Source organism: Arthrobacter sp. NicSoilB4 (genome assembly GCF_019977335.1).
Taxonomy (GTDB): domain Bacteria; phylum Actinomycetota; class Actinomycetes; order Actinomycetales; family Micrococcaceae; genus Arthrobacter.
This window is the reverse complement of record NZ_AP024653.1, coordinates 3,505,895-3,527,578: the sequence shown is the minus strand read 5'-3', so window position 1 is coordinate 3,527,578 and position 21,684 is coordinate 3,505,895. Positions and strand designations below refer to the sequence as shown.

At 64.2% G+C, this 21,684-nt stretch carries 17 protein-coding genes and 2 pseudogenes; 8 read left to right on the top strand and 11 right to left on the bottom strand.

The features are described 5' to 3' along the window. Positions 1 to 70: 70 nt before the first annotated feature. Positions 71 to 391, bottom strand: a complete 321-nt coding sequence (locus LDO13_RS16185) for a hypothetical protein (RefSeq protein WP_224047693.1) — start codon at positions 389 to 391, stop codon at positions 71 to 73. A gap of 269 nt (positions 392 to 660) precedes the next feature. After that, positions 661 to 1,191 (bottom strand): hypothetical protein, encoded by a 531-nt coding sequence (locus LDO13_RS16180; RefSeq protein WP_224047692.1) that lies wholly within the window; start codon positions 1,189 to 1,191, stop codon positions 661 to 663. A gap of 364 nt (positions 1,192 to 1,555) precedes the next feature. Here LDO13_RS16180 and LDO13_RS16175 point away from each other — a divergent pair, with 364 nt between their 5' ends. The 3 genes from LDO13_RS16175 to LDO13_RS16165 all read left to right on the top strand — a co-directional run bounded on the left by LDO13_RS16175 (position 1,556) and on the right by LDO13_RS16165 (position 6,097). Next, positions 1,556 to 3,295, top strand: coding sequence for an ABC transporter ATP-binding protein (locus LDO13_RS16175; protein WP_224047691.1), 1,740 nt, complete (start codon positions 1,556 to 1,558; stop codon positions 3,293 to 3,295). Beyond that, positions 3,292 to 5,316, top strand: coding sequence for an ABC transporter ATP-binding protein (locus LDO13_RS16170; RefSeq protein ID WP_275959904.1), 2,025 nt, complete (start codon positions 3,292 to 3,294; stop codon positions 5,314 to 5,316). The genes LDO13_RS16175 and LDO13_RS16170 overlap by 4 nt, the downstream gene beginning before the upstream one ends. Before the next feature lie 79 nt (positions 5,317 to 5,395). Continuing rightward, a complete protein-coding gene (locus LDO13_RS16165) occupies positions 5,396 to 6,097 on the top strand; it encodes a hypothetical protein (protein ID WP_224047690.1) in 702 nt (233 codons plus the stop codon). 48 nt (positions 6,098 to 6,145) lie between these two features. Here the strand turns inward: LDO13_RS16165 and LDO13_RS16160 are convergent, their stop codons facing one another. The 7 genes from LDO13_RS16160 to LDO13_RS16130 form a co-directional block, all read right to left on the bottom strand. Then, positions 6,146 to 6,919 (bottom strand): glucosamine-6-phosphate deaminase, encoded by a 774-nt coding sequence (locus tag LDO13_RS16160; protein ID WP_224047689.1) that lies wholly within the window; start codon positions 6,917 to 6,919, stop codon positions 6,146 to 6,148. 10 nt (positions 6,920 to 6,929) lie between these two features. Continuing rightward, positions 6,930 to 7,628, bottom strand: a complete 699-nt coding sequence (locus tag LDO13_RS16155; RefSeq protein ID WP_224047688.1) for an N-acetylmannosamine-6-phosphate 2-epimerase — start codon at positions 7,626 to 7,628, stop codon at positions 6,930 to 6,932. Continuing rightward, a complete protein-coding gene (locus LDO13_RS16150; protein WP_224047687.1) occupies positions 7,625 to 8,608 on the bottom strand; it encodes a BadF/BadG/BcrA/BcrD ATPase family protein in 984 nt (327 codons plus the stop codon). The genes LDO13_RS16155 and LDO13_RS16150 overlap by 4 nt, the downstream gene beginning before the upstream one ends. Continuing rightward, entirely contained in the window at positions 8,605 to 9,501 is an 897-nt protein-coding gene (locus tag LDO13_RS16145; protein WP_224047686.1) for a carbohydrate ABC transporter permease, read from the bottom strand. The genes LDO13_RS16150 and LDO13_RS16145 overlap by 4 nt, the downstream gene beginning before the upstream one ends. Further along, positions 9,501 to 10,466 (bottom strand): sugar ABC transporter permease, encoded by a 966-nt coding sequence (locus LDO13_RS16140; RefSeq protein WP_224047685.1) that lies wholly within the window; start codon positions 10,464 to 10,466, stop codon positions 9,501 to 9,503. Before LDO13_RS16140 ends, LDO13_RS16145 begins: the two co-directional genes overlap by 1 nt. Continuing rightward, a complete protein-coding gene (locus LDO13_RS16135; protein WP_224047684.1) occupies positions 10,445 to 11,752 on the bottom strand; it encodes an extracellular solute-binding protein in 1,308 nt (435 codons plus the stop codon). Before LDO13_RS16135 ends, LDO13_RS16140 begins: the two co-directional genes overlap by 22 nt. A 74-nt stretch (positions 11,753 to 11,826) precedes the next feature. Then, the gene (locus LDO13_RS16130; RefSeq protein WP_224047683.1) at positions 11,827 to 12,756 is read right to left on the bottom strand and encodes an N-acetylmuramic acid 6-phosphate etherase; all 930 of its coding nucleotides are present in this window, start codon (positions 12,754 to 12,756) and stop codon (positions 11,827 to 11,829) included. Between the two features lie 160 nt (positions 12,757 to 12,916). On the opposite strand from LDO13_RS16130, the gene LDO13_RS16125 reads away from it, so the two are divergent. The 5 genes and pseudogenes from LDO13_RS16125 to LDO13_RS16105 all read left to right on the top strand — a co-directional run bounded on the left by LDO13_RS16125 (position 12,917) and on the right by LDO13_RS16105 (position 18,554). Further along, entirely contained in the window at positions 12,917 to 13,822 is a 906-nt protein-coding gene (locus LDO13_RS16125; protein WP_224047682.1) for a MurR/RpiR family transcriptional regulator, read from the top strand. Then, positions 13,819 to 15,048 carry an N-acetylglucosamine-6-phosphate deacetylase gene (nagA, locus tag LDO13_RS16120; RefSeq protein ID WP_224047681.1) on the top strand — a complete coding sequence of 410 codons (1,230 nt, stop codon included), beginning with the start codon at positions 13,819 to 13,821 and terminating at the stop codon, positions 15,046 to 15,048. Before LDO13_RS16125 ends, nagA begins: the two co-directional genes overlap by 4 nt. A gap of 18 nt (positions 15,049 to 15,066) precedes the next feature. Then, positions 15,067 to 15,503 (top strand): annotated as a pseudogene (locus tag LDO13_RS18615) (ATP-binding cassette domain-containing protein); the annotation flags it as partial. A gap of 389 nt (positions 15,504 to 15,892) precedes the next feature. Beyond that, a complete protein-coding gene (locus LDO13_RS16110) occupies positions 15,893 to 16,573 on the top strand; it encodes an ABC-three component system protein (protein WP_224047679.1) in 681 nt (226 codons plus the stop codon). A 241-nt stretch (positions 16,574 to 16,814) separates the two neighbouring features. Next, positions 16,815 to 18,554 (top strand): ABC-three component system protein, encoded by a 1,740-nt coding sequence (locus tag LDO13_RS16105; RefSeq protein WP_224047678.1) that lies wholly within the window; start codon positions 16,815 to 16,817, stop codon positions 18,552 to 18,554. 79 nt (positions 18,555 to 18,633) lie between these two features. On the opposite strand, the gene LDO13_RS16100 is transcribed toward LDO13_RS16105, so the two are convergent. Together LDO13_RS16100 and LDO13_RS16095 are read right to left on the bottom strand one after the other, a co-directional pair. Further along, positions 18,634 to 20,271 carry an AAA family ATPase gene (locus LDO13_RS16100; RefSeq protein WP_224047677.1) on the bottom strand — a complete coding sequence of 546 codons (1,638 nt, stop codon included), beginning with the start codon at positions 20,269 to 20,271 and terminating at the stop codon, positions 18,634 to 18,636. A gap of 704 nt (positions 20,272 to 20,975) precedes the next feature. Then, positions 20,976 to 21,678, bottom strand: a pseudogene (locus LDO13_RS16095) (SCO1664 family protein). Between the last annotated feature and the right edge of the window lie 6 nt (positions 21,679 to 21,684).

Below are 21,684 nucleotides of genomic sequence, written 5' to 3'. Positions count from 1 at the left end.
CGATTGACCTCGTGTTGGCCGGCGAGCCGCCGCTGAACGTGGTGCTGGGCGGCTAGGTCAGCCCGGGGTCCTAAACGGGCCTCTTGTTCTGCGCTTTTTCAGCGAGCCGCCGCAGCTGCCATCGATGCACGTCGGGCAGCCACTCCAACGGGGCCGAAGGACCGACGCGCGGGTCGTCGGGAACACCGCCGTCGCGCAGGGCCTCTACGTACGCGCGGTCCTGTCTGATCCGTGCCCGCAGCTGCCCGGCTCCGCCGACCGAGCCGTGACCTGGGATGACGACATCAATGCCGTCGGCAACACTCTCGAAGAGCCGCAGCGCCTCGAGGTAGTCCCCGAGCGGATCCGCAGCCTCCAGGTCGAGGAACGGCATCAGGATGTCGGAGAGCATGTCGCCGCGACGAGGACGCGGCGCTCCTCGATCTGGAGCGCCGCGTGGCCTGTGGCATGGGCACTTAATCGTCATCCCGCGCTAACTCGACGTCCTGAAACCCGGGACCGTGTCTACGGACGTCATGAGGTCCAGCAGGATGTTCGGTCCTATCTCGGTAGCGGGCTGCTCAGCTGGCTAGTGCCAGTGCTGAGACCGTGCGTTACGCAGTTCCCCGAAGGTTAACGAGAGGTCGCCTTTCGGAAGTCATGTCCAACGCGGTCCGGGAACTACGGAACGGTTACGTTCCCTTCATCGTCGACCTCGACCCACCGGATGTCGCCGTTGATGTCCACGCCGAGGGCGCGTTCGAGCTTGGCAAGCCACTTCGCAGCGGTCTGGTTGATATACCTTTTGCCGTCTACCACCTCCACTGAACGGATGCTGCCGGGTCGAGAATTCCAGCCGTTGACGGCGCGACCGTTCATGTATCCGGCCTTTTGTGCGAATCTGCGGATTTCATCGGCGCCGGCTCCCTCGCCCGTCTCGGCGTAGAACCGACCAATGCTTGCGATGTAGACCAGTGAACACATGTCTTGGGACTTCTGGTCCGCCTCCCGGTCCGGGGTAGCCCTCATAGGGAGCGGGTCGGTCAACGGGTCGAACAAGATGGGCTCGGCTGCCGCCGGTGCCCATGTAACGTCCTCAGAATGGGGCGCGGAAGTAAAGGCCTCGTCCCCGTCGCCGCGCATCGCGGTGAGGAATGCCTCGGCAGCAGCAGCAAGTGCTCGGCCGAGAGAATCTGAAGTGTACTCAGTCATAATAGGGTGTCCTTCCTGGTTCGAGGAGCCTTAGTATTCGCTAGCTCCGTATAGCACACGGTAGCTCATGTACTAGCGGGATGCAAGGGTCTCCTAGTGAGCCTATAGAACCCGGTAGCACATGCTCGTTTGTCGTCTCAGGGATCGCTTAGCCGGCGGGTAGCGGGATCAGTCCAGTTCGCTGGCCGATCACGCTCCCAAGGTCGAGCGATCAAATCCACAACCCGGCCAAGCTGGGCCGCAATGCGCCGCAGCCGCAGCCCGGCACCTCCAATCCGCCCTGAGAGGAACCACTTCCACCCCCAGCCTCCGGACGTAAACTGACCTTCGGATCACTCGGCGGAACGCGTGGCTGGGAGTACGGATGCTCTGGAAACTGCTCGTTGAATATCTGCGGCCGCAGCAGCGGCTGCTGCTCGCCGTCGTCGTCTTCCAGTTGGCGCAGTCCATCGCCTCGCTGTACCTGCCCACCCTGAACGCGGACATCATCGACCAGGGCGTGGCGAAGGGGGACACGGAGTACATCCTGCACACCGGCGGCGTGATGCTGCTGGTCACCCTGCTGCAGATCGCCTGCGCCATCGCGGCCGTGTACTTCGGGGCGAAGGCGGCGATGGCGATGGGCCGGGACGTGCGCGGGGCGATCTTCAGCCGGGTGGCGGCATTCTCCGAGCAGGAGGTCACCCGCTTCGGCGCGCCGAGCCTCATCACCCGCTCCACCAACGACGTCCAGCAGGTCCAGCAGCTGGTGCTCATGTCGGCCACCCTCATGGTGGCCGCGCCCATGCTCTGCATCGGCGGGGTGATCATGGCGATCCGGCAGGACCTGCAGCTGTCCTGGCTGATCGCCGTCAGCGTGCCGGTGCTGCTGACCGGGGTGGGGCTGATCATCACCCGGATGGTGCCGCTGTTCCGGCTCATGCAGACCCGGATCGACACCGTGAACCGGGTGCTCCGTGAACAGCTCACCGGCATCCGCGTGGTCCGCGCGTTCGTCCGCGAGGACGTGGAGACCGCCCGCTTCGCCCGGGCCAACGAGGACGTCACGGACACCGCGCTGCGCGCCGGCCGGCTGATGGCGCTCGCGTTCCCCGTCGTGATGCTGGTGCTGAACGTCTCGTCCGTGGCGGTGATCTGGTTCGGCGCGTTCCGGATCCAGGACGGCTCCATGCAGGTGGGGACCATGATCGCGTTCCTGAGCTACCTTATGCAGATCCTGATGTCCGTCATGATGGCGACGTTCATGGCGATCATGATCCCGCGCGCGGCAGTCTCCGCGGACCGGATCGGCGCAGTGCTGGGCACGGAATCCAGCGTCCGGCCGCCGGAGCATCCGGTGGGCTTTGCCGGCCGCACCGGCCGCGGCGAACTGGAGATGCGCGACGTCGGGTTCGCCTACCCGGGTGCCGAGCAGCCGGTCCTGTCCGGGATCGGCTTCACCGCCCGGGCGGGCCAGACGACGGCGATCATCGGCGCCACCGGCTCCGGCAAGACCACCCTCGTGAACTTGATGCCGCGGCTCTTCGACGCGACGTCGGGCTCGGTGATGATCGACGGCGTGGACGTGCGGGAGCTGCACCCGGACCTGCTCTGGGGCCACATCGGCCTGGTCCCGCAGAAGCCGTACCTGTTCTCCGGCACGGTCCGCAGCAACCTGCTCTACGGCAAGCCCGACGCCACCGAGGACGAACTCTGGCGGGCGCTGTCCATCGCGCAGGCGGAGGACTTCGTCCGGGAGATGGAGGGCGGGCTGGACGCGCCCGTCTCGCAGGGCGGCACCAACGTCTCCGGCGGGCAGCGGCAGCGGATCGCAATTGCCCGGGCGCTGGTGAAGCGACCCGAGCTCTACATCTTCGACGACTCCTTCTCCTCGCTGGACACCGCCACCGACGCCCGGCTCCGGCAGGCGCTCAAGCAGCACACCGCCGGCGCCACCCTGGTGATCATCGCCCAGCGGGTCTCCAGCATTGTGGACGCGGACCAGATCCTGGTGCTCGACGGCGGGCGGATCGTCGCTCACGGCACGCACGAGGAGCTGCTGGAGACCTCGGAGACGTACCGGGAGATTGTGAACTCGCAGCTCGCGGCGGAGGAGGCGGCATGAGCAAGGTCGAGTCTCGGACGCCCGGAACCGGTGCCGCGGGCGGAGGCCCCGGCGGCGCCACCAGGGAGGCCCCGCTGCGCATTCCCCGACCGGCGGGCGGGCCGGGGCGCGGCGGGCCGTTCGCCGGGATGAACGTGCCGGCGGAGAAGGCGATGAACTTCTGGCCGTCCGCGCGGCGGCTGCTGGGCCAGCTGCGGCCGGAGCGGCTGTGGCTGGTGCTGGTCCTGCTTCTCGCCGTCGTGAGTGTGACGTTCTCCGTGATCGGGCCGCGGCTCCTCGGCGAGGGCACCAACCTGATCTTCGCCGGCGTCGTCTCCAAGCAGCTCCCGGCCGGGATGAGCCAGGAGCAGCTGATCGCGCAGCTGCGCGCCGAGGGCCAGGACCAGCAGGCGGACATGCTCAGCGCCATGACGCTGACGCCGGGCGCGGGGATCGACTTCGCGGCGCTCGCCAACGTGCTGCTGTGGGCGCTGGTGCTGTATGTGCTGGCCTCGGGATTCATGTGGATGCAGGCATATATCCTCAACGGCGTGGTGCAGCGGACGATGTTCCGGCTGCGGGAGCGGATCGAGGCGAAGGTCAACCGGCTCCCGCTGCGGTATTTCGACTCGATCCAGCGCGGCGAGCTGCTGAGCCGGGTCACCAACGACGTGGACAACATCTCGCAGAGCCTGCAGCAGTCCATCAGCCAGGCGGTCACGTCGCTGCTGACTGTGCTGGGCGTGCTGGTGATGATGTTCATCCTTTCGCCCACGCTGGCGCTGATCGCGCTGGTCACCGTGCCGCTGACGCTGGTGACGACGGCGCTGATCGCCAAGCGGTCGCAGAAGCTGTTTGTGGCGCAGTGGAAGCACACGGGGGAGCTGAACGGGCAGATCGAGGAGACGTACACGGGCCACGCGCTGGTGAAGGTGTTCGGCCGGCAGCGGGAGGTGGAGGAGCGGTTCCGGCTGAAGAACGCGGAGCTGTATGAGGCCAGCTTCGGCGCGCAGTTCGTGTCCGGCCTGATCATGCCGGCCATGACGTTCATCGGTAACCTGGTCTACGTGGGGATCGCCGTGGTGGGCGGCCTGCAGGTGGCGGCGGGGGCGATGCAGCTGGGGGACGTGCAGGCGTTCATCCAGTACTCGCGGCAGTTCACCCAGCCGCTGGCCCAGCTGGGCTCGATGGCGAACCTGCTGCAGTCCGGGGTGGCGTCGGCCGAGCGGGTGTTCGAGCTGCTGGACACCGAGGAGGAATCGCCGGATCCGGCCGATGCTGTTGAGCCTCCGGCGACGCGGGGCCGGCTGGTGTTCGAGCACGTGTCCTTCGCGTATTCGCCGGACAAGCCGCTGATTGCGGACCTGAGCCTGGTGGCCGAGCCCGGGCAGACCGTGGCGATCGTGGGCCCGACGGGCGCGGGCAAGACGACGCTGGTGAACCTGATGATGCGGTTCTACGAGCTCGACGCCGGGCGGATCACGCTCGACGGCGTGGACGTCACCGCGATGACCCGCGACGAGCTGCGCTCGCGGATGGGCATGGTGCTGCAGGACACCTGGCTGTTCGGCGGGACCATCCGGGACAACATCGCCTACGGCCGGCCCGGAGCCTCGGAGGCGGAGATCCTGGAGGCGGCGAAGGCGACGTACGTGGACCGGTTCGTCCGGTCGCTGCCGGAGGGCTACGACACGGTGCTGGAAGACGAGGGCGGGAATGTCTCGGCGGGGGAGAAGCAGCTGCTGACCATTGCTAGGGCCTTCCTGGCCCGGCCGTCGGTGCTGATCCTGGACGAGGCCACGAGCTCGGTGGACACCCGCACCGAGGTGCTGGTGCAGAAGGCCATGAGCGCCTTGCGGAGCGACCGGACGTCGTTTGTCATTGCCCACCGGCTCTCCACCATCCGCGACGCCGACCTCATCCTGGTGATGGAGGCGGGCCAGATCGTGGAGCAGGGGACGCACGCGTCACTGCTGGAGGCAGGCGGGGCATACGCCGCGCTGTATGCGGCGCAGTTCGCGGCCCCCGTGGCGGAGGTCTGAGGCTTACCTTCAATTTCGCCCGGACGCACGATATCTATATGGTGTGGGGATCCATCCTGATTATCTTAAGGCACCCTAAATGAACGACCTTGTCGGACACCTCGCGTGGTTCACCAGGATGCTGGTGAACTTGAAACCTTCTGACTGGATACAGCTGTGGAGTGGAACCGTTGGAGCTTTCGTGGCCGCAGTTATTGGTGGTGTGGTATCGCTGATGGTCGTTTTTCTCGCAAATCGACGTCAATCACAAATTGCAGCACAGCAGTTGCAGCAGCAGTCCTACTTTGCCCACGAGCAGCTAAGGCAGCAGTGGGAAGTCACAGAGACTCAGCATCAGGCAGCTTCCCGTGCCCGGGAAAATGAAATTATCGCTAACCTGGTTGTCGCCGCCCAAGACATGATGGATGCGGTGTTGGAAGATGTCGAAGCTATGGAGACGGTCCGCCGTCGAATGTCAGCGGCAATCGTAGCTTGGAAATTCGAATCCAAATATGCGGAACTCTTTCGGACGCTGACGCCATGGCCTTACTGGATCGCTAATGCCGGAAAGCTCGCTCGCCACACTGGCACCACGACGGAGCAGCGACAAAAGGCCCACGCCGAACTTCGTGAACGCGTCAAAAAGCTCATATCGGCTTGTGAGGCTTGGCCGCGGACAACCGCCAGTTCTGAACGAGTGGAAATCATAAATGATCTGAAATTATCAGGTGGTGGACTGATACCAATCCCGGCCGATCCAATCCCCTGGCACGAAAGGCTAGGGGATGAGCGCGGCCACTAATCTATGTAAGTGGACGCGGCCGTCGTCGATTGTTCACGTGGCGGAGGTTTAGGGCGACACCCGGCTTCTCAACTGTGCCCCGCAGGCTGCTGTGGCCAGGGCGCCGGGCTGGAGACGGCTTGCAGCGGCCCCATCCAGGACGAGTGTGGCGCGGGGGTGGCGCTGGATCAACGACGCTGGAAAATCTTCCGTCACGGGGCCTTCCACGGCGCGCGCCACGGCTTGGGCCTTGCCCTCGCCGTGGGCGATGAGCAATAGCTGCCGTGCCTCGAAGATTGTTCCCAGGCCCTGCGTGATGGCGTGGGTGGGGACGTCCGCCGCAGCCCTAAAGAACCTCGCGTTGTCCTGGCGCGTTCTCTGCGCCAGTTCGACCACCCGGGTCCGGGAATCGAACGCGGATGGCGGCTCGTTGAACGCGAGATGCCCGTTGGAACCGATCCCGAGGATCTGGAGATCGATTCCGCCCGCGTCCCGGATGCTTCGCTCATACTCCGCCGCCTCCTGGCGCGGGTCGTCCGCCAGGCCGTCAGGGGTGCGGACCAGGGCGGGATCCAGGCCCAGGCGCTCGACCACGTCCCGCCTGATGGTCTGGGCGTAGCTCTCGGGGTCGGCGTGCCCAAGGCCCAGGTACTCGTCCAGGGAGAACGCGCGGACGCGGCGCAGATCCACGTTCTCCCGTTCCAGCGCCTCGTACAGGGTCTGGGGTGAGGAACCTGTGGCCAGGCCGAGGACCGCCGTCGGCTGGGCCGTAACGAGCGCAGCGACGAGTAGTGCGGCAGTGAAGCCGGCCTCCGCTGCGGTATCTGTTGCGATGATCCTCACAGGTAATTCCTCAGCCCTGGCTGTGCGCGGGCGTGGAGCGGACAAATCGTTCAGTAATGCGCATCGGGTTCGTGACGGCGGTGCCGATCACCACGGCGCTCGCGCCGAGCAGGAACGCATCCTCCACCTGGCCGGGTTCCCAGAACCTGCCCTCGGCGACGACGGGGACATTCACGGCGGCCCAGAGCTGTTCCAGCAACGCAAAATCCGGGCCCGCCGGCGGCGGTGCGTCCGACGTGTACCCGGCGAGGGTTGTCGCGATGAGTTCCGCTCCCGCTGCGGCCGCGGCCTGTGCGGCGGCGAGGGAGTCGACGTCGGCCATCACCGGCACCCCGAGTTCGCCGCGGATGCGCCGGATCAGTTCCCCCGCGGAATCCGGGCCCTTCCGGGGGCGGAGCGTCGCATCGAGGGCCACGATATCGGCGCCGGCCTCGACGATGACCGCCGCGTCGGCGAAGGTGGGCGTGATGTAGACGGGGCCTGCGTCAAAGACCTTGCGGATGCCGATGACCGGCAGTGTGCACCGTGCCTTGACGGCGCGGATGTCCTCTTCGCCCTGGACGCGGAGCGCGGCCGCGCCGCCCTGTTCGGCGGCGAGTGCAAGGGCAGAAATGTGGACCGGACCGTACAGCGGGTTGCCGGTCCTGGCCTGGCAGGACACGATCAGCCGGCCCATAAGCGACTTGATGAGCGCCGCGTGCGGGGTCATGGATTCACCCGCCGGGAGGTCAGGTACGGCTCCTGGTCCGGGAAGGTGGCGGGTGCCCGGAGCAGTTCACGGGCGAGGGCCAGGGCTCCGTCGAGGGAACCGCCGAGCGGCGGGCGCAGCTCGGCGTCGGGGCGGATCTCGCGGAAGCGCTCGGCCAGCGGCTCGAGGAGCAGCTCCCCGGCGTCGAACAGCCCGCCGGTGTACGTTGCGACGGGCGGGACCCCGGAGCCGAGCGCGGCGGCGAGGTTGTCTGCGAGCAGCGACCCCGCGCGCGTCCAGATGCCGGCGGCGACGGCGTCGCCGTCGTGCGCGGCCCCGGCCACATCCTTCGCGAAGGCCGCGAGGACACCCGCACGGTCGTCCCGGGTGTAAATCTTCCGGGGAAGCTCCTCCGGTGCGCCCCAGCGTTCGCGCAGTGACGCCAGCAGGGCGGGCGATCCGCCGGGCCGGCCGTCGTGCGCGGCGAGGGCGGCCCGGAGCCCGGCGGTGCCGATCCAGCTTCCGCTGCCCAGATCGCCGAGGACATGCCCCCAGCCGTCCACGCGGTGCCAGCACCGGCTGAAGTCGGTGCCCAGGCCAACGACGCCGGTGCCGGCGGACACCACGGCCCCGCCGCCGATGCCGAGGCCGCCCACGAGCGACGTGACGGCGTCCGAGGCCAGGGCGACGGGGATGGGACCCAGCTGGGCGTGGAGGGCGCGGTGGGCGTCGTCGGTGCCGGCCGTGAGGCTGAGCAGCCCGCTCATCCCGACGCCGGCGGCCAGGAGCTTGCCGCCGCGCTCCGCGACGGCGTGCAGGGCCTGCGGCAGAAGGGACGCCAGGATGGCCGGCAGCGCGATGCCGGCCGCGCCGACCTCGATCCTGGCCCCCGTGAAACTCGTCGGCGGTTCGCCAGCGGCGTCGACGCGCTGCAGCGCCGCCCGGCTCCCGCTGCCGCCGATGTCCAGGCCGAGAATCCACTCGCTCTGCACGGCACTCATTTGCTCATGCCGGCCGTGAGGCCGGCGACAATCTGCTTGGTGGCGACGAGGAAGAGCACCACGAGCGGGATGGTGGCAATGACCAGCCCGGCGAACAGGGTGGGCCAGTCGGTCTGGTACTCCCCGAAGAACGTGGTGAGCCCAACCGGCAGCGTGTAGTTCTCCTTGGAGCGCATCAGGATCAGCGGGTAGAAGAAGTCGTTCCAGATCGGCACGAACCGGAAGACGACGACGGTCGCGATCGCCGGTTTCACCAGCGGCAGCATGATGTGCCAGAACATCGTGAAGCTGCCGGCGCCGTCGATCCGCGCCGCTTCCTCCAGTTCCAGCGGAAGCTGCCGGAAGAACGATGTCAGCACAAACACCGAGAACGGGATGCTCAGCGCCGCGTACACCATGATCAGGCCGAGCTTGTTGTCCACCAGGCCCATCGCGTCCAGCAGGTAGAACACCGGGAGGATGGCCAGGTAGACCGGGAGCATCAGGCCGGACAGGAAGACGGCCTCGATGATGGCGGTGACCCGGGACCTGCTCCGTGCCAGCGCGTAGGCCGCCAGCAGCGAGACGATGGTGGAGATCAGCACCGAGCCGATGGTCACCAGCAGGGAGTTCGCGAAGAAGGTCCCGAAGGACGCCTGCACCCAGGCCTTGGTGTAGCTGCCGAAGTTGGGGTTCAACGGCAGTGCCAGCGGGTTCCGCGCCATCTCGCGGGTGGTCCGCAGCGAGCTGAAGACCATGACCAGGAGGGGCGCGACGGCGATGACCGCGTAGACCCAGAGGAAGCCCGAGACGGCGAACCGGCCGGCCGCACCCTTCCTGAGCGCCGGCTGGCGGCGCTTCGGTTCCGGCGCCGGCAGCCCGGCGGCGGGCTTTTTCTCTGTCAGGAGACTCATCAGGAGAGTTTCCTTTCCCTGCGTCGGATGATTGACGTGAAGAGCAGCGCCACGCCGAAGATGAAGAGGAACAGCAGCGTGGCCAGGGCCGAGGAGACCCCGATCGCGTTTGATGCCCCGGATTCAAAGGCGGTCCGGTAGAACATCAGCGACAGGACGTCGGTGGCTCCGGCCGGTGAACCGGTGGACCCGCCCATGGCGTACGGCAGCGCCAGCGCTTCCATGGACCCGATGAAGGTCAGGATGCTGACCGTGCCGATCGCCGAGGTCAGCAGCGGCAGCGTGATCGAGCGGAAGCGCTGCCACGCCGTCGCGCCGTCGAGCGACGCCGCCTCGGTCAGTTCCTCCGGGATGCCGCCGAGGGCGGCGCCGTAGAGCAGGATCGGGAAGCCGAGCCACTGCCAGGCGGTGACGAGCACGATCACCCAGAGTGCCGTGGACGGCTGGCCCAGCCAGGGCTGCGCCAGCTCGCCCAGGCCGATCGCCTTGAGCAGCGCGTTGACCGGCCCGAACAGGGGCGAGAGCAGCAGGGTCCACAGGTAGCCGATGACCAGCGGGCTGACGAGGTACGGCAGCGTGTAGAGCGTCTGGAACAGCTTCTTGAAGCGCCTGCGCTTGTACAGGAACGAGGCGATGGCCAGCCCGACGGTGTTCTGGAAGACCATGGCGCCGGCGAAGAGCAGGAGGTTGTGCATCAGTGCCCGCGGCAGCTCCGACTTGAACGGCTCCGCCGTGAACAGGGTGAAGAAGTTCTCGACGCCGGAGAACGCGCCGCGGGCGGTGCCCTGCCAGTCGAAGAAGGAGTAGCTGAAGGCGGTGATCATCGGGTACAGCACGAAGACGGAGAAGATGATCACCGCGGGGGCAAGGAAGATTACAGTCGCCGGCCAGCCAAGCACAGTCCCCGCCGGGCGGGGACTGCGCTTGCGCGGCTTGGGGCGGGTCAGCTGGTCGGCTTGAACCACTGGGAGACTCCGTCCTGGACCTTCTGCGCGACGCCGGCGGCGTCCTTGCTGCCGAGGAACAGTTCCTGGACGCCGGATCCCATCAGGTCGGTGCCGGAGGGCGTGCCGTAGCGGAAGTCGACCAGCAGCGTGTACGGCGCGGGGCTGGTCTGGTAGAGGTCCCAGATTTCCTTCATGACCGGGTCGTTGAAGGTGACGCCGGCAACCGGGGAGAACTGCTTGAGGTCATCCACGACGTGCTGGCCGAATTCCTTGCTCGCCATCCACTGCAGCAGCTTCAGGGAAGCTTCCTGCTTCGGGGACTTGGCGTTGATGGCCCAGTTGCCGTCGGCGTAGGCGGCCGAGACCGGCTTCGGGGAGGCGGAGCCGTTCCGGACGGGGACCTGGAAGACACCGAGGTCAAGGTCCGGGTTCTGCTTCTGGAAGAAGCCGAGTTCGAACGAGCCGCCCGGGAACATGGCGGCCTGCTCGTTGGTGAACAGGACCTGGGCGTCGGTGTAGCTTACGCCCACGACGTCCTTGGGCATAAAGCCCTGCAGGTCCTTCAGGTTCTGGACCGAGCTGACGTACTTGGCGTCGGTGAAGGTCTTCTTCCCGGCCTGGACGGCGTCGCGGAAGTCCTTGCCGCCGTACTCGGCCGAGCCGAAGATGTCGTGGATGAACGGCATCATCCAGGCGTCCTTGGCACCGACGGCAAGCGGGGTCATGCCGGAACCCTGGATCTTTTCGTTGACCTTGATGAAGTCGTCCCAGGTCTTGGGGACCTCGATGCCCTCTTCCTTGAAGATCTTCTTGTTGTAGAAGACCTGCATCGTCTGGGTGGCGAAGGGGACGCCGTAGGTCTTGCCGTCGGCCTTGCCCTGGGCGCCGGTGACGATGGTCTTGTCCATGCTGTCCAGGCCCTCGACCTTGCCGGTGATGTCGGTGAGGTTGCCGCCGGCGATCAGCGGCTGCAGTGCGCCGTAGGCGCGGGCCTGGACGACGTCGGGGCCGTTGCTGCCGGTCAGCCCGGTGGAGAGGATCTGGTTGTATTCCGTGTTCTTGAAGGCCTGGAAGTCGACCTTGACGCAGTTCTTCTCCTCGTAGGCGGCGAAGATCTTCTTGTAGGCCTCCACGTCCTCGGGCCGCCAGGACCAGACCTTCAGCGTCTCGGGCGAGGCGCACCCCGCGACGCTGTTTCCGGCGGCTTTGTCCGTTGCGGTCGACGAGGAGCCGGGCGCGCAGGCGGTGATCGGCAACATGGCGAGCGAAAGTGCCGCGATCAGGTGCCTGGGTCGTACCTTCATTGTGTGATCCTTCTGGTCGGAGGGTGCGGTGATACGAAGATCTGTTGGGTTATGCGGATGCGGATCCGGACGTGCTAAACCGTGAGGGATTCGACGGCGGCGCGCACGCCGCCGGCGGCGTCGACGGCGTCCCGGGAACGTGCCGGGCCGGAGCCGGTCAGCATCGACACCAGGGCCACCTTGAGATCGCCCCCGGCCGCCGCCAGGGCGGTCCGGCAGTGCTCCTCGTCCTGCCCTGTTGCTTCCATCAGGATGCGGACAGTCCGTGCCCGGAGCTTTTCGTTGGTGGCGAGGACGGAGACCATCAGGTTCGACCACGTTTTGCCGAGCCGGATCATGAGGGCGGTCGAGAAGCTGTTGAGCATCATCTTCTGGGCGGTGCCCGCCTTGAGGCGGGTGGAGCCGGCCAGGGCCTCGGCGCCGGTGTCGGCGACCATCACGAAGTCGGCCAGCGGCCCGAGCTCGGGGTTGACGGCGCAGGTCATGAGCGCGGTCGGAACGCCCAGCTGGCGGGCGCGGTCCAGGGCGCCGCCGACGTACGGGGTGCGCCCGGAGGCTGCGATGCCGATTACGACGTCGCCGGCCCGGACCTCGGCCGCGTCGGCGAGGCCGGCGCCCCAGGAGTCCTCAAGGTTCTCGACGGCCCGGATGAGGGCCTTCGAGCCGCCGGCATGGTGGGCGATGACCACGCCCTCGGCCAGATTGAACGTCGGCATCAGCTCTGCTGCGTCGATGATCCCGAGCCTGCCGGACGTGCCGGCGCCGAAGTAGTGCACGCGTCCGCCATTGGCTACCGCATGCGCGGCGGCCTCGACCAGCAGGGCCATCACCGGCAGGACCTGGCGTACGGCGTCCGGTGCGGTGCGGTCCTCGTCGTTGAGCGCCTCCAGGATGCCGAGGGTGGTGCGCTGATCCAGGTCCAAAGTGCGGGGGTTTCTCACCTCAGTGCTGATGTCCAGCCAAGCGCTGCCCAATTGCGCGCTGGCGTGGTTTTCTGAACTCACAAGGGTTCCCATCTCTCGAAAGACGGTTTGTGATCCCCGTCACCGGAGAACTTACGGCCTCAACCCCTATGTGTCAAACACTTACAGATGAGCATCGTTGTGTGTAACCTACTTACATGCGGGGTTTCCGCCCCGCCCACCAGCTAGAGGATGGCTTCTGATGAGCGCCGTGACAGGTCACCAATCATCCCGGACGGTCCTGGTCCGGATCCGGTCGGCCCTGCCGTCGCTGCGGACCTCGGAGCAGTCGGTGGCCAATGCGGTCCTCGCCGAACCGGCCCTCGCGGCCACGCTGTCCATCGGCGGGCTCGCCGAGAAGTGCGGGACCTCCACCACCTCCGTGGTCCGGTTCTACAAAAGGATCGGATACCAGGGCTACTCCGACTTCCGGATGGACCTTGCCCGGGAGACCACCCGCGAGCAGGCTGTCACCAATGTCGCTGTCGAGATGTATGAGGACATTGCCAAGACGGACTCGCTGCAGGACGTCGTGTCCAAGATCGCCTTCAATGAAACGATGTCCATCGCGGACACTGCCGAGGCGCTGGATGTCGCCCGGCTCTCGGACGCCGTGGCCGCCCTGTCCGGCGCCCGGCGGATCGACATCGTCGGCGTCGGCGCAAGCGCCTGGGTGGGCCAGGACCTCCAGCAGAAACTGCACCGGATCGGGCTGACGGCGCACAGCTGGTCGGACGCACATTCGGCCAGCACGTCGGCCGCCCTGCTCGGCCCGGATTGTGTGTCCGTTGCCATCTCCCACTCGGGCTCGACGCTGGACACGGTCGAGGCGATGCGGATCGCCGGCGAGGCCGGAGCCCGGACCATCGCCATCACGAACCATGCCGACTCGCCGCTGGCACGGGCCGCCGACGTTGTGCTCACGACGGCGGCGAGGGAGAGTCCGTTCCGCTCCGGCGCCCTCGGCAGCCGCATGGCCCAGATGATGGTCATCGACTGCCTGTTCGTCGGAGTCGCCCAGCAGTCCTATGATTCCTCGATCGCTGCCCTCCGCAAGACCTACCAGGCGGTGCAGGGCAGGAAAGTGCCGCAGGGGGCCAGGCCGTGACGGCACGGGGACCTGCCGCGTCCTATCTTCTTGCCGGCACCGTCATCAGCGACGGCGCCGCCTGTCCTGATTCAGTCGTTGCCGTTCTTGGTGACCGCATTGTCTACGCGGGACCGCGGAGCGGTTTTGATGCCTCGGCCCTGCCGGGCGTGGAGGAGCTTGAGCTTCCCTCCGGGAGCATTCTTCTTCCGGGACTGGTGGATCTTCATTGCCACGGGGCCGCCGGCGGCGACTTTCCGGCGGGCGACGACGGCGGCTGCCGTGCCGCGGTGGACTACCTGCACCGGAACGGGACGACGACGTTGCTCGCCAGCCTGGTGACGGCGGCGCCGGAGGACCTGCTGAGGGGCGTCCGGACGCTGAAGCTGTTGGCGGACGAGGGCCTGATTGCCGGCATCCATTCCGAGGGACCGTTCCTGTCCCACGCCCGCTGCGGCGCCCAGAACCCCGACTGGCTGCGCGATCCCGACCCCGAGTTGCTTCGGCAGTTGCTCCAGGAGGCGAATGGATGGCTGAAGACAATGACCTACGCCCCCGAACTTCCTGGTGCCGACGAGCTGGTCCGGATGCTGATCGAAAGTGGCGTTACACCGTCGCTGGGCCACACCGACGCGGATGCCTCGGTGGCTGCCGCGTCACTGGAAGCCGCCGCCGCAGGACTCGCCCGGTGGGAGGGGCGTACGGCCCGCCCGACGGTGACCCACCTGTTCAACGGGATGCCCCCGCTGCACCACCGGAAACCGGGTCCGCTGGCTGCATGCCTCCGGCTGGCCGGTGCCGGCACGGTCGCCGTCGAGCTGGTCGCCGACGGCGTCCATCTGGCCCCCGAAACCGTGCAGATGGTTTTCCAGTTGGTGAGGGCGGAAAATGTCGTGTTGGTGACGGATTCGATGGCTGCGGCCGGGCTTCCCGATGGGGATTACCGCCTGGGACGATCTGCCGTCTCCGTACGGTCCGGCATGGCCACGCTGCAGGGGGCCGATACCTTGGCCGGAGGCACCGCCACGTTGCTGGATGTGGTGCGCCGGACCATCGAAGCGGGCGTGAGCCCGGCTGAGGCTGTGGCCGCAGCGACGTGTGTTCCGGCGCGGGTTCTCGGTCTTGAGTCTGAGATCGGGAGTCTCCGCGGCGGTATGCGTGCTGATGTGGTGGTGGTTGATCAGCATTTTGGACTTGTGGCCGTCCTGCGTGGCGGTGAAGTAATAGGTCAGGTGGGAACGTCTTGAGGCTCGAAGTAAACGGATAAGGACACTAGGCTGTTCCGCGCGACCATTCCGGACGACGTCGCCTACGGGCGGCACTCCGCTACGGAGGCGGACATTCTGGAGGCGGCGAAGGCGAGTACGTGGACCGCTTCGTGAAGTCCCTGCCGCAGCGCTACGACACCGTGCTCGACGACGAGTGTTCCAAACTTGTCGGAGGCCGAGAAGCAGCTGCTGGGCATTGCCCGGGCGTTCCTGGCCCGGCCGTCGGTGCTGATCCTGGACGAGGCCACGAGCTCAGTGGACACCCGCACCGAGGTGCTGGTGCAGAAGGCAATGAGCGCCTTGCGGTCCGACCGGACCAGCTTCGTGATCGCCCACCGGCTCTCCACCATCCGCGACGCCAACCTCATCCTGGTGATGGAAGCCGGCCAGATCGTGGAACAGGGGACGCACGCGGAGTTGCGGGCGGGGCGTAAGCCGCGCTGTATGCGGCATGCCGGTGCGGCGCACGTAAGGCGAACGTAAAACGTTGTCCCCGGCGGGGGAAGGCGTTCCCGAGGCGGCGTTCTGGTCTAATTTAGAGAGAATTTCATCCTCGACAATGGAGAGTCAAATGCTTCGGGACGCCGCGTGGCGGGACTGGTATCGTGCCCAGCATGAACGAAGCTGCCTCCTCACTGGCTCAGCTTTCGAGGACTACGTAACCTCAGCCCTTTCGCGATTCCACCCTGACTTTTTCAACCCCTCGCCGGCCGGGACACTGGGGGATGGCGGCTGCGATGGACTTGCGGAGTCGGGAGGGATTTTGTATGCCTGCTATGGCTCCCGCGCTCAGCGAGATGCCGAACGGAAACTTCGGCAGAAGATGGAGTCCGATTTCAACCGTGCGCTTGAGAGCTGGGATACGTTCAAGGAGTGGCGCTTCGTCACCAATGCACCGGCCGGACCGGAGTGCGGCAGGTTTTTGGTCGATGTTCAGCTTACATATGGACCGGGCGCACAAAGGGTCGTGGCCGCCCGTTTCTGGGATGGTGACCGGCTCTGGACTGAGGTAGTGGGTAGCCTTGCTCCATCTAAGCTCAACGACCTCTTTCCGGGAGCGCCGGGCATTGAAAACGTGGAACTTTCGGACTTGATCCCGCTCCTTGATGTGTTGGGCGTCGACAGCGACGCCACAGAGGTGGAATCGTCTATTAACCCGGTCCCAGTGGCGAAAATGGACTATAACCGCCTTCCTCCCGCTAACAGGCTTGAATTCAATTCCGGGCGGACGATGGCCAGCCGCATCGACCGGTGGTTTGCTGAGCAAGCGGGGCCGGACCTCAGGGACCACCAGGGGCGCAACTTTCGTAAGATCTATGAACGGCATCGTTTGTCCACAATCGAACCGGGCGAGATCATTGAACGGATGTACGCGTCCATTGGCGGGCCTAACATCAGGTTTGACGGGCGCAGGGCAAACGCTGTGTATGCGATAACCGCGTATTTTTTTGACTCATGCCACATTTTCGAAGAGCCGCCTCCTGACTTTGGCGTGGTGGCTTAAGTGCTTTTGCCGACAAAGGGGATTAGCTACGATCGAGCCTTATTGACAGTGGGTGCGGACATACTCGATGCCCTTGCGACACCCGCTTCAATATCCGCGCTTTGGGAGCGGTTCATTGCGTCACCGTCCAGGAAGAGCAGCCACGAGCGCATCACGTTCGATTGGTTTTCCCTTGCACTGGCGATGCTTTTTACGATCCAGGCTATAGAGCAGAATGACGACGGCAGACTGAGGAGAACGAGTGTTTCTGCATAACCTGGGTTCGACGGACAAGCGATTCAAAACTGTCGGCCTGCACGCTGGTTTGAACCTACTGGTGGCAGAGCGCATGTCCGACGCCGACGGCGGCGATAGCCGCAACTCGACGGGCAAGAGCAGCTTTGTCCGGATCCTCCGATACCTTCTGGGCGGCAACCTGCCCGATGAATTCAAAACGGAGGCACTGTCAGGCCATTCGTTCTGGGGGGAACTCAGCCTGCCGTCAGCGAACCCTGCAGAGGAAGACCGAGTCTACGTACGCCGGTCCGTCTCGCCGACCACGCGCGTGAATGTTTCAGGCTGGAGCCGGCTTACAGGGACGGAGGATATTCACGTCGACGACTGGAGGGTTCTTCTTTCTGAGTTTGTCTTCAACCTGCCTGAAGATGCTGTTCGCCCAACGCTTGGGCAGTTATGGGGACAGTTAGTTCGAACTTCCTTCGGTAAGCCGACAAAGTCTTTTCCGATGGAGTCTGACTGGGAGACCGGCGTCAAATTGGGCTATCTACTCGGTTTGGCGCCTGAGATTCTCCTAAAGGCCGGCGAGTTAGACAAGCTGGTGAAGCAGCGAAAAGCGATTCGCGGTGCCATCCGAGAAGGGGCAATAAGTCACCTCCAGTTAGATGAGCCAAGCCTTCGTGCGGAACTAGCCACCACTCGTCGCCAGCGGGATCGGATGCAGGAGGACTTGCGGTCTTTCAAGGTCGACGAGCAGTATCGCGAGCACCAGAAGGCTGCCGACGAGCTGTCCGGAAGCATTCAGAGCCTCAATGATGAAGCTCTGGCTCTGGATCGGAGGAGAGGGCAGATACATCACGCCTTAGAGGTGGATGTAGATCTTAGCGCAGGTGAGGAGCTGCAGCGAAGGCTGACTCGAGTTTACGCAGAAATTGGTGTCGTTCTGCCCTCGGAAGTCAACCGTCGTTTCGATGAGGTCCAGGCTTTCCATACATCTGTGCTCAGGAACCGAGAGGTGTTTCTTCGGGATGAGTTAACCGAGGTCCAAGAGCGCCTGAAAGTTGCAGAAAAGCGTCGCTTGGACCTAGATAATGAACGCTCTTCGATCATGACACTTCTTCGTGATTCCGTCGCGCTCGATACGTTCTTGGATGCTCAGCGATCCTTTGCTCAAATGGAGGCGGCCGCAGCCGATTTGGAGCGGCGTCTCCTGTCCGCCTCCGAAATAGGCGAGATTGACAACACGATCAAGTTGAAAAAGGCTGAGACTGTGTCGGCCGTGCGCGCTGAAATCGAGGAACGGTCAACCTACTTGGACGGTCCTATAGCTCTGTTCAGTGAACTCGCAGCAGAAATATATAGCGACCGGAGCGCACGGCTGCTTGTGTCGCCCACGCAAAACGGACTCCTGGAAATCGAGCCCAAGATTGATGGCGATGCTAGCGATGGCATCCGTGGCGTTGAGACCTTTCTAATGGACGTTGTCGGTCTTATATCCGGTATTGAGAATGGTCGAGCCCCGCGTATTCTAGTTCACGACAGCCACCTCTTTGATGCCATCGACCACCGGCAGGTGGCATCCTGTCTCAATATCGGGGCCAGACTCGCTGATCAGTATCAGTTCCAGTACGTCGTAACAATGAACTCTGATTTTTTGGCATCCGTTGAGAGTGAGGGGGCTTTCGACCGTCTGCCATTTGTAACGGAGCTAGCACTCACGGATGCAAACGTTACGGGTGGCCTGTTCGGGTTCCGGTTCGACTAGATTGCGTAGCGAGCCATACCTGTTTTGAAATCAGAGACCCTCGCGTGGGCGGGCGTTCTCGGGCGGGATTCAAGGCAGTTTAGGACGTAGTAAGAATTCCTGAGACGTCCTGGCGGAGCGATTCCGCGAGCTCTTTGGACTCCCTGATGCAGACTAGTCCAGCCTTTTGATAATTTCTATAGGACTGAAAATCTAGTGCTCTCGCAACTTGGCTGCGAAGTTCCGTGTCGCGGACAGGTGTTGCGCGCACAAGAGCTTCAAGATCGTCGGCGCTGTGCATCTTCTGCAACTGCTGCAAAATCGAGGCGTAAGGCGATGGGAAGCTAATATTCACAGCATCATCGCTGACCTCATTTGGCATGTGTGCTATGAGCGTCCGAGCGACCTCATCCTTTGCTAGTTTCTTGGCCAGACGTTCGAGAGTTTGATCTTTCCCGAGGGACCCCAAGGCGTTCGCCTTCGCCTGGTCAACGTAAGTGCTCGCGTCGCCTCCCAAGATAGCGGTCTGTTTCTGCGCTACAGCCTCAATGATCTGGGGCAAATAGTAGAGATTTTCGATCTCACATACACCCAGCACGCCAATGCCTCGGGCTTCAAGCGACGCGCGCTCATTACTGGAACGGCCATCTCCATCGACGATGCCGACTGCCTGGACCCAGTGGAACTCACCACTCAGGTTTAGACCCGTCACATTTCGGATTACCGCCTCACAACTTCCGGTTGGCACCAGAGTCCAGTCTGGGAATAGCGTTCCGTACAAGTCCAGATCAAGACTTTCGTCGCTCCCTTCCACAAAAAGAATTCGCCTACGCCCACCAAGGATGGCTCGTCGCGCGGTGTCGGGCATCGGCGCGTCCGCTGCAATTTCGTGTAGATCCCATCGCACCGGATTTTGATCAGACCACTCGACACCAAGAGTTGCTACAGTCTTTCCTGGTCGAGAGGACAGGTTCGAGGCGAGATCGAGGTCGTGCGTAAACACGATGAATGCGCAATCGGCGCGAACTTCTAAAACGGCTTCGATCAACCGTGCGGAAATCGATCGGTGGAGATGCCTTTCAGGTTCGTCGAGCATCACAACCGCATTGATTGGAGCTGTTAGGACCTCTGCTGCCAGGAGGAGCGCACTTCGTTCACCATCGGACATTTGCGTAATCGGATAAATGACTTCAAGCATTCTATGTCTAGCGAAAAAAGTCTGCTGCTCCGTAATGCCGACGGTCACGAAGATGCCAGCGCGCTCAAGGACGCTGTTTAGTATATCGAATAGCCGAGGACCAATTTCGTCTGCAATCGCCTCAGGCGACTTGCGATCATTGTAAACTAGATTCGCCACACGCTGGTTCTCCGAGTTAATTTTACCCAACAGGTCGAACAAGGTGATATCCGTGCGCTGAGAATCCGCGCGATCCACGTAGCGTGAGTCCACACTCCTGTCCCAATGGGCCATATTAGTTCCATAGGTTTCGCGATTAGCCGAGCTTATGGAGGGGCCGGAACTTTGGAACCAAAGTTTGCGTTGAGCAAATACACGACGAAGGGGTGCCGCTCTTATATTTGTTGCCATCCATGTTGCTAGCGCGGACTTTCCGGTGCCATTTGCTCCCACCACAGTGATCACTTCGCCGGAGACGGCCTCCAGTAGTAGTGTTTTGTCTTCGGATGTTGGAATGTCCCAACTAACCGTCGTTGTCATCTGGTCGGCTGCAGTAGTCATTCCTTGATCTTATGGCGTAGGCGCTTCAATTCCTGGTCAGCAAGTGGGGACGCGATAAACCTGCAATACCAGCGCCGAGGCTGGCGCGTTAACTGGCACATCGGGGGAAAGCAGTCGCCTCACGGCGCGCAGTAGGCCTAGTCCACCGCGGCAATGGCGTCGTGGTCGTCCGCAAGAACGCCGCCCGTGATGTACGCGTCGGTCTTGGCAGTCTGGCTCGTCGATGGTCCCGGAAGGAATGTAGACACTGGGCATAGTGGCCTCCTCCAATGGCGCGACGACACCATACCAATCCGCCAGAGTTGAGTTCGGAAGTGCATGGGCTGCGGTCCCCAGACGACCACCGGCCGTGGCAGTACATTGTAAACACGGCGCAATGTTTGAGCCCGCCAGCAGTCTGCTTCGTGCCTCTTTTGCGCTTGATATCGGCTCCGTCCCCGTCCCGTTCGCTCCCAGTCGGGTCTGGATGCGGTAAACAAAAGCGTCGTCATTTCCGATGGGGCCATTGGCACTATGGTGTAGGGCCGTGAACTTTTGCTCGAGGACGACTTCTAGGGGCTGGAAGGTTGTAACGAGATCGTCAATGCCACGCGACCGGATGTTGGCGCGGACATTCAGGACGCGTCCCCCGCAGGCCCTTGCCACCTTGGATAGCGGCTGACGGGCACTGTCGGGAGGGCCTCGGAACCCGCGTGGGTGGGTGCCTATACAAGCGGCCACGGGTACCGCATGCCGGTGCGGTCAACCGGCAGCACGCCTGCGGCCAGCAAACGCTGGACGCGGTCTTGCAGGGCTGTGACCTCATCGTCGTCGAGCAGCTTGGCCACCTCGGGAGGCACAGCCTCGGCGAGCGGAGCGATGTCCTCCAACAGGGAACTCGCGATGGGGTCGCCGGCGAAGTCCCAAATTACGGCGCGGAGTTTGAACGCTGCCGAGAAGCACAGCCCGTGGTCGATGCCCCAGATCCGACCGTCGTCGCCGCGCAGCACGTGGCCGCTCTTGCGGTCGGTGTTGTTGGCTACGTAGTCGAACAGGGCGATCCGGGCCAGGCCGCGGTGCGTCTCGGGTGCGTCCTCGTAGAGCGTGAAGTAGTGCTCCTGGAAGTCGCACTCGATGAACCGCTGCAGCGACCCGATTCCCAACGGCGCCTCCTCGCGGATCACCGTCGGCGGGACGAAAACCCCAGCCCAGCGATTCGCTGAGCAGGTAGGCGGCGCGTTCGCGCTTGTAGAGCCCGGGCTCGAAATCGGATAGCGGCCGTTCGCCGGCCTCCGGTTTGTAGACCGCATACGTAGTGTCGTCCCCGCAGGAGACCTGGGCGAGAAACGTCTGGTTGCTGCTGCGCGGGATGCGTCCGAGCAGTTCGATGCTGCCCTCGGTGAGCAGCGTTAGCTCCCGGCCGGACACCGGCTG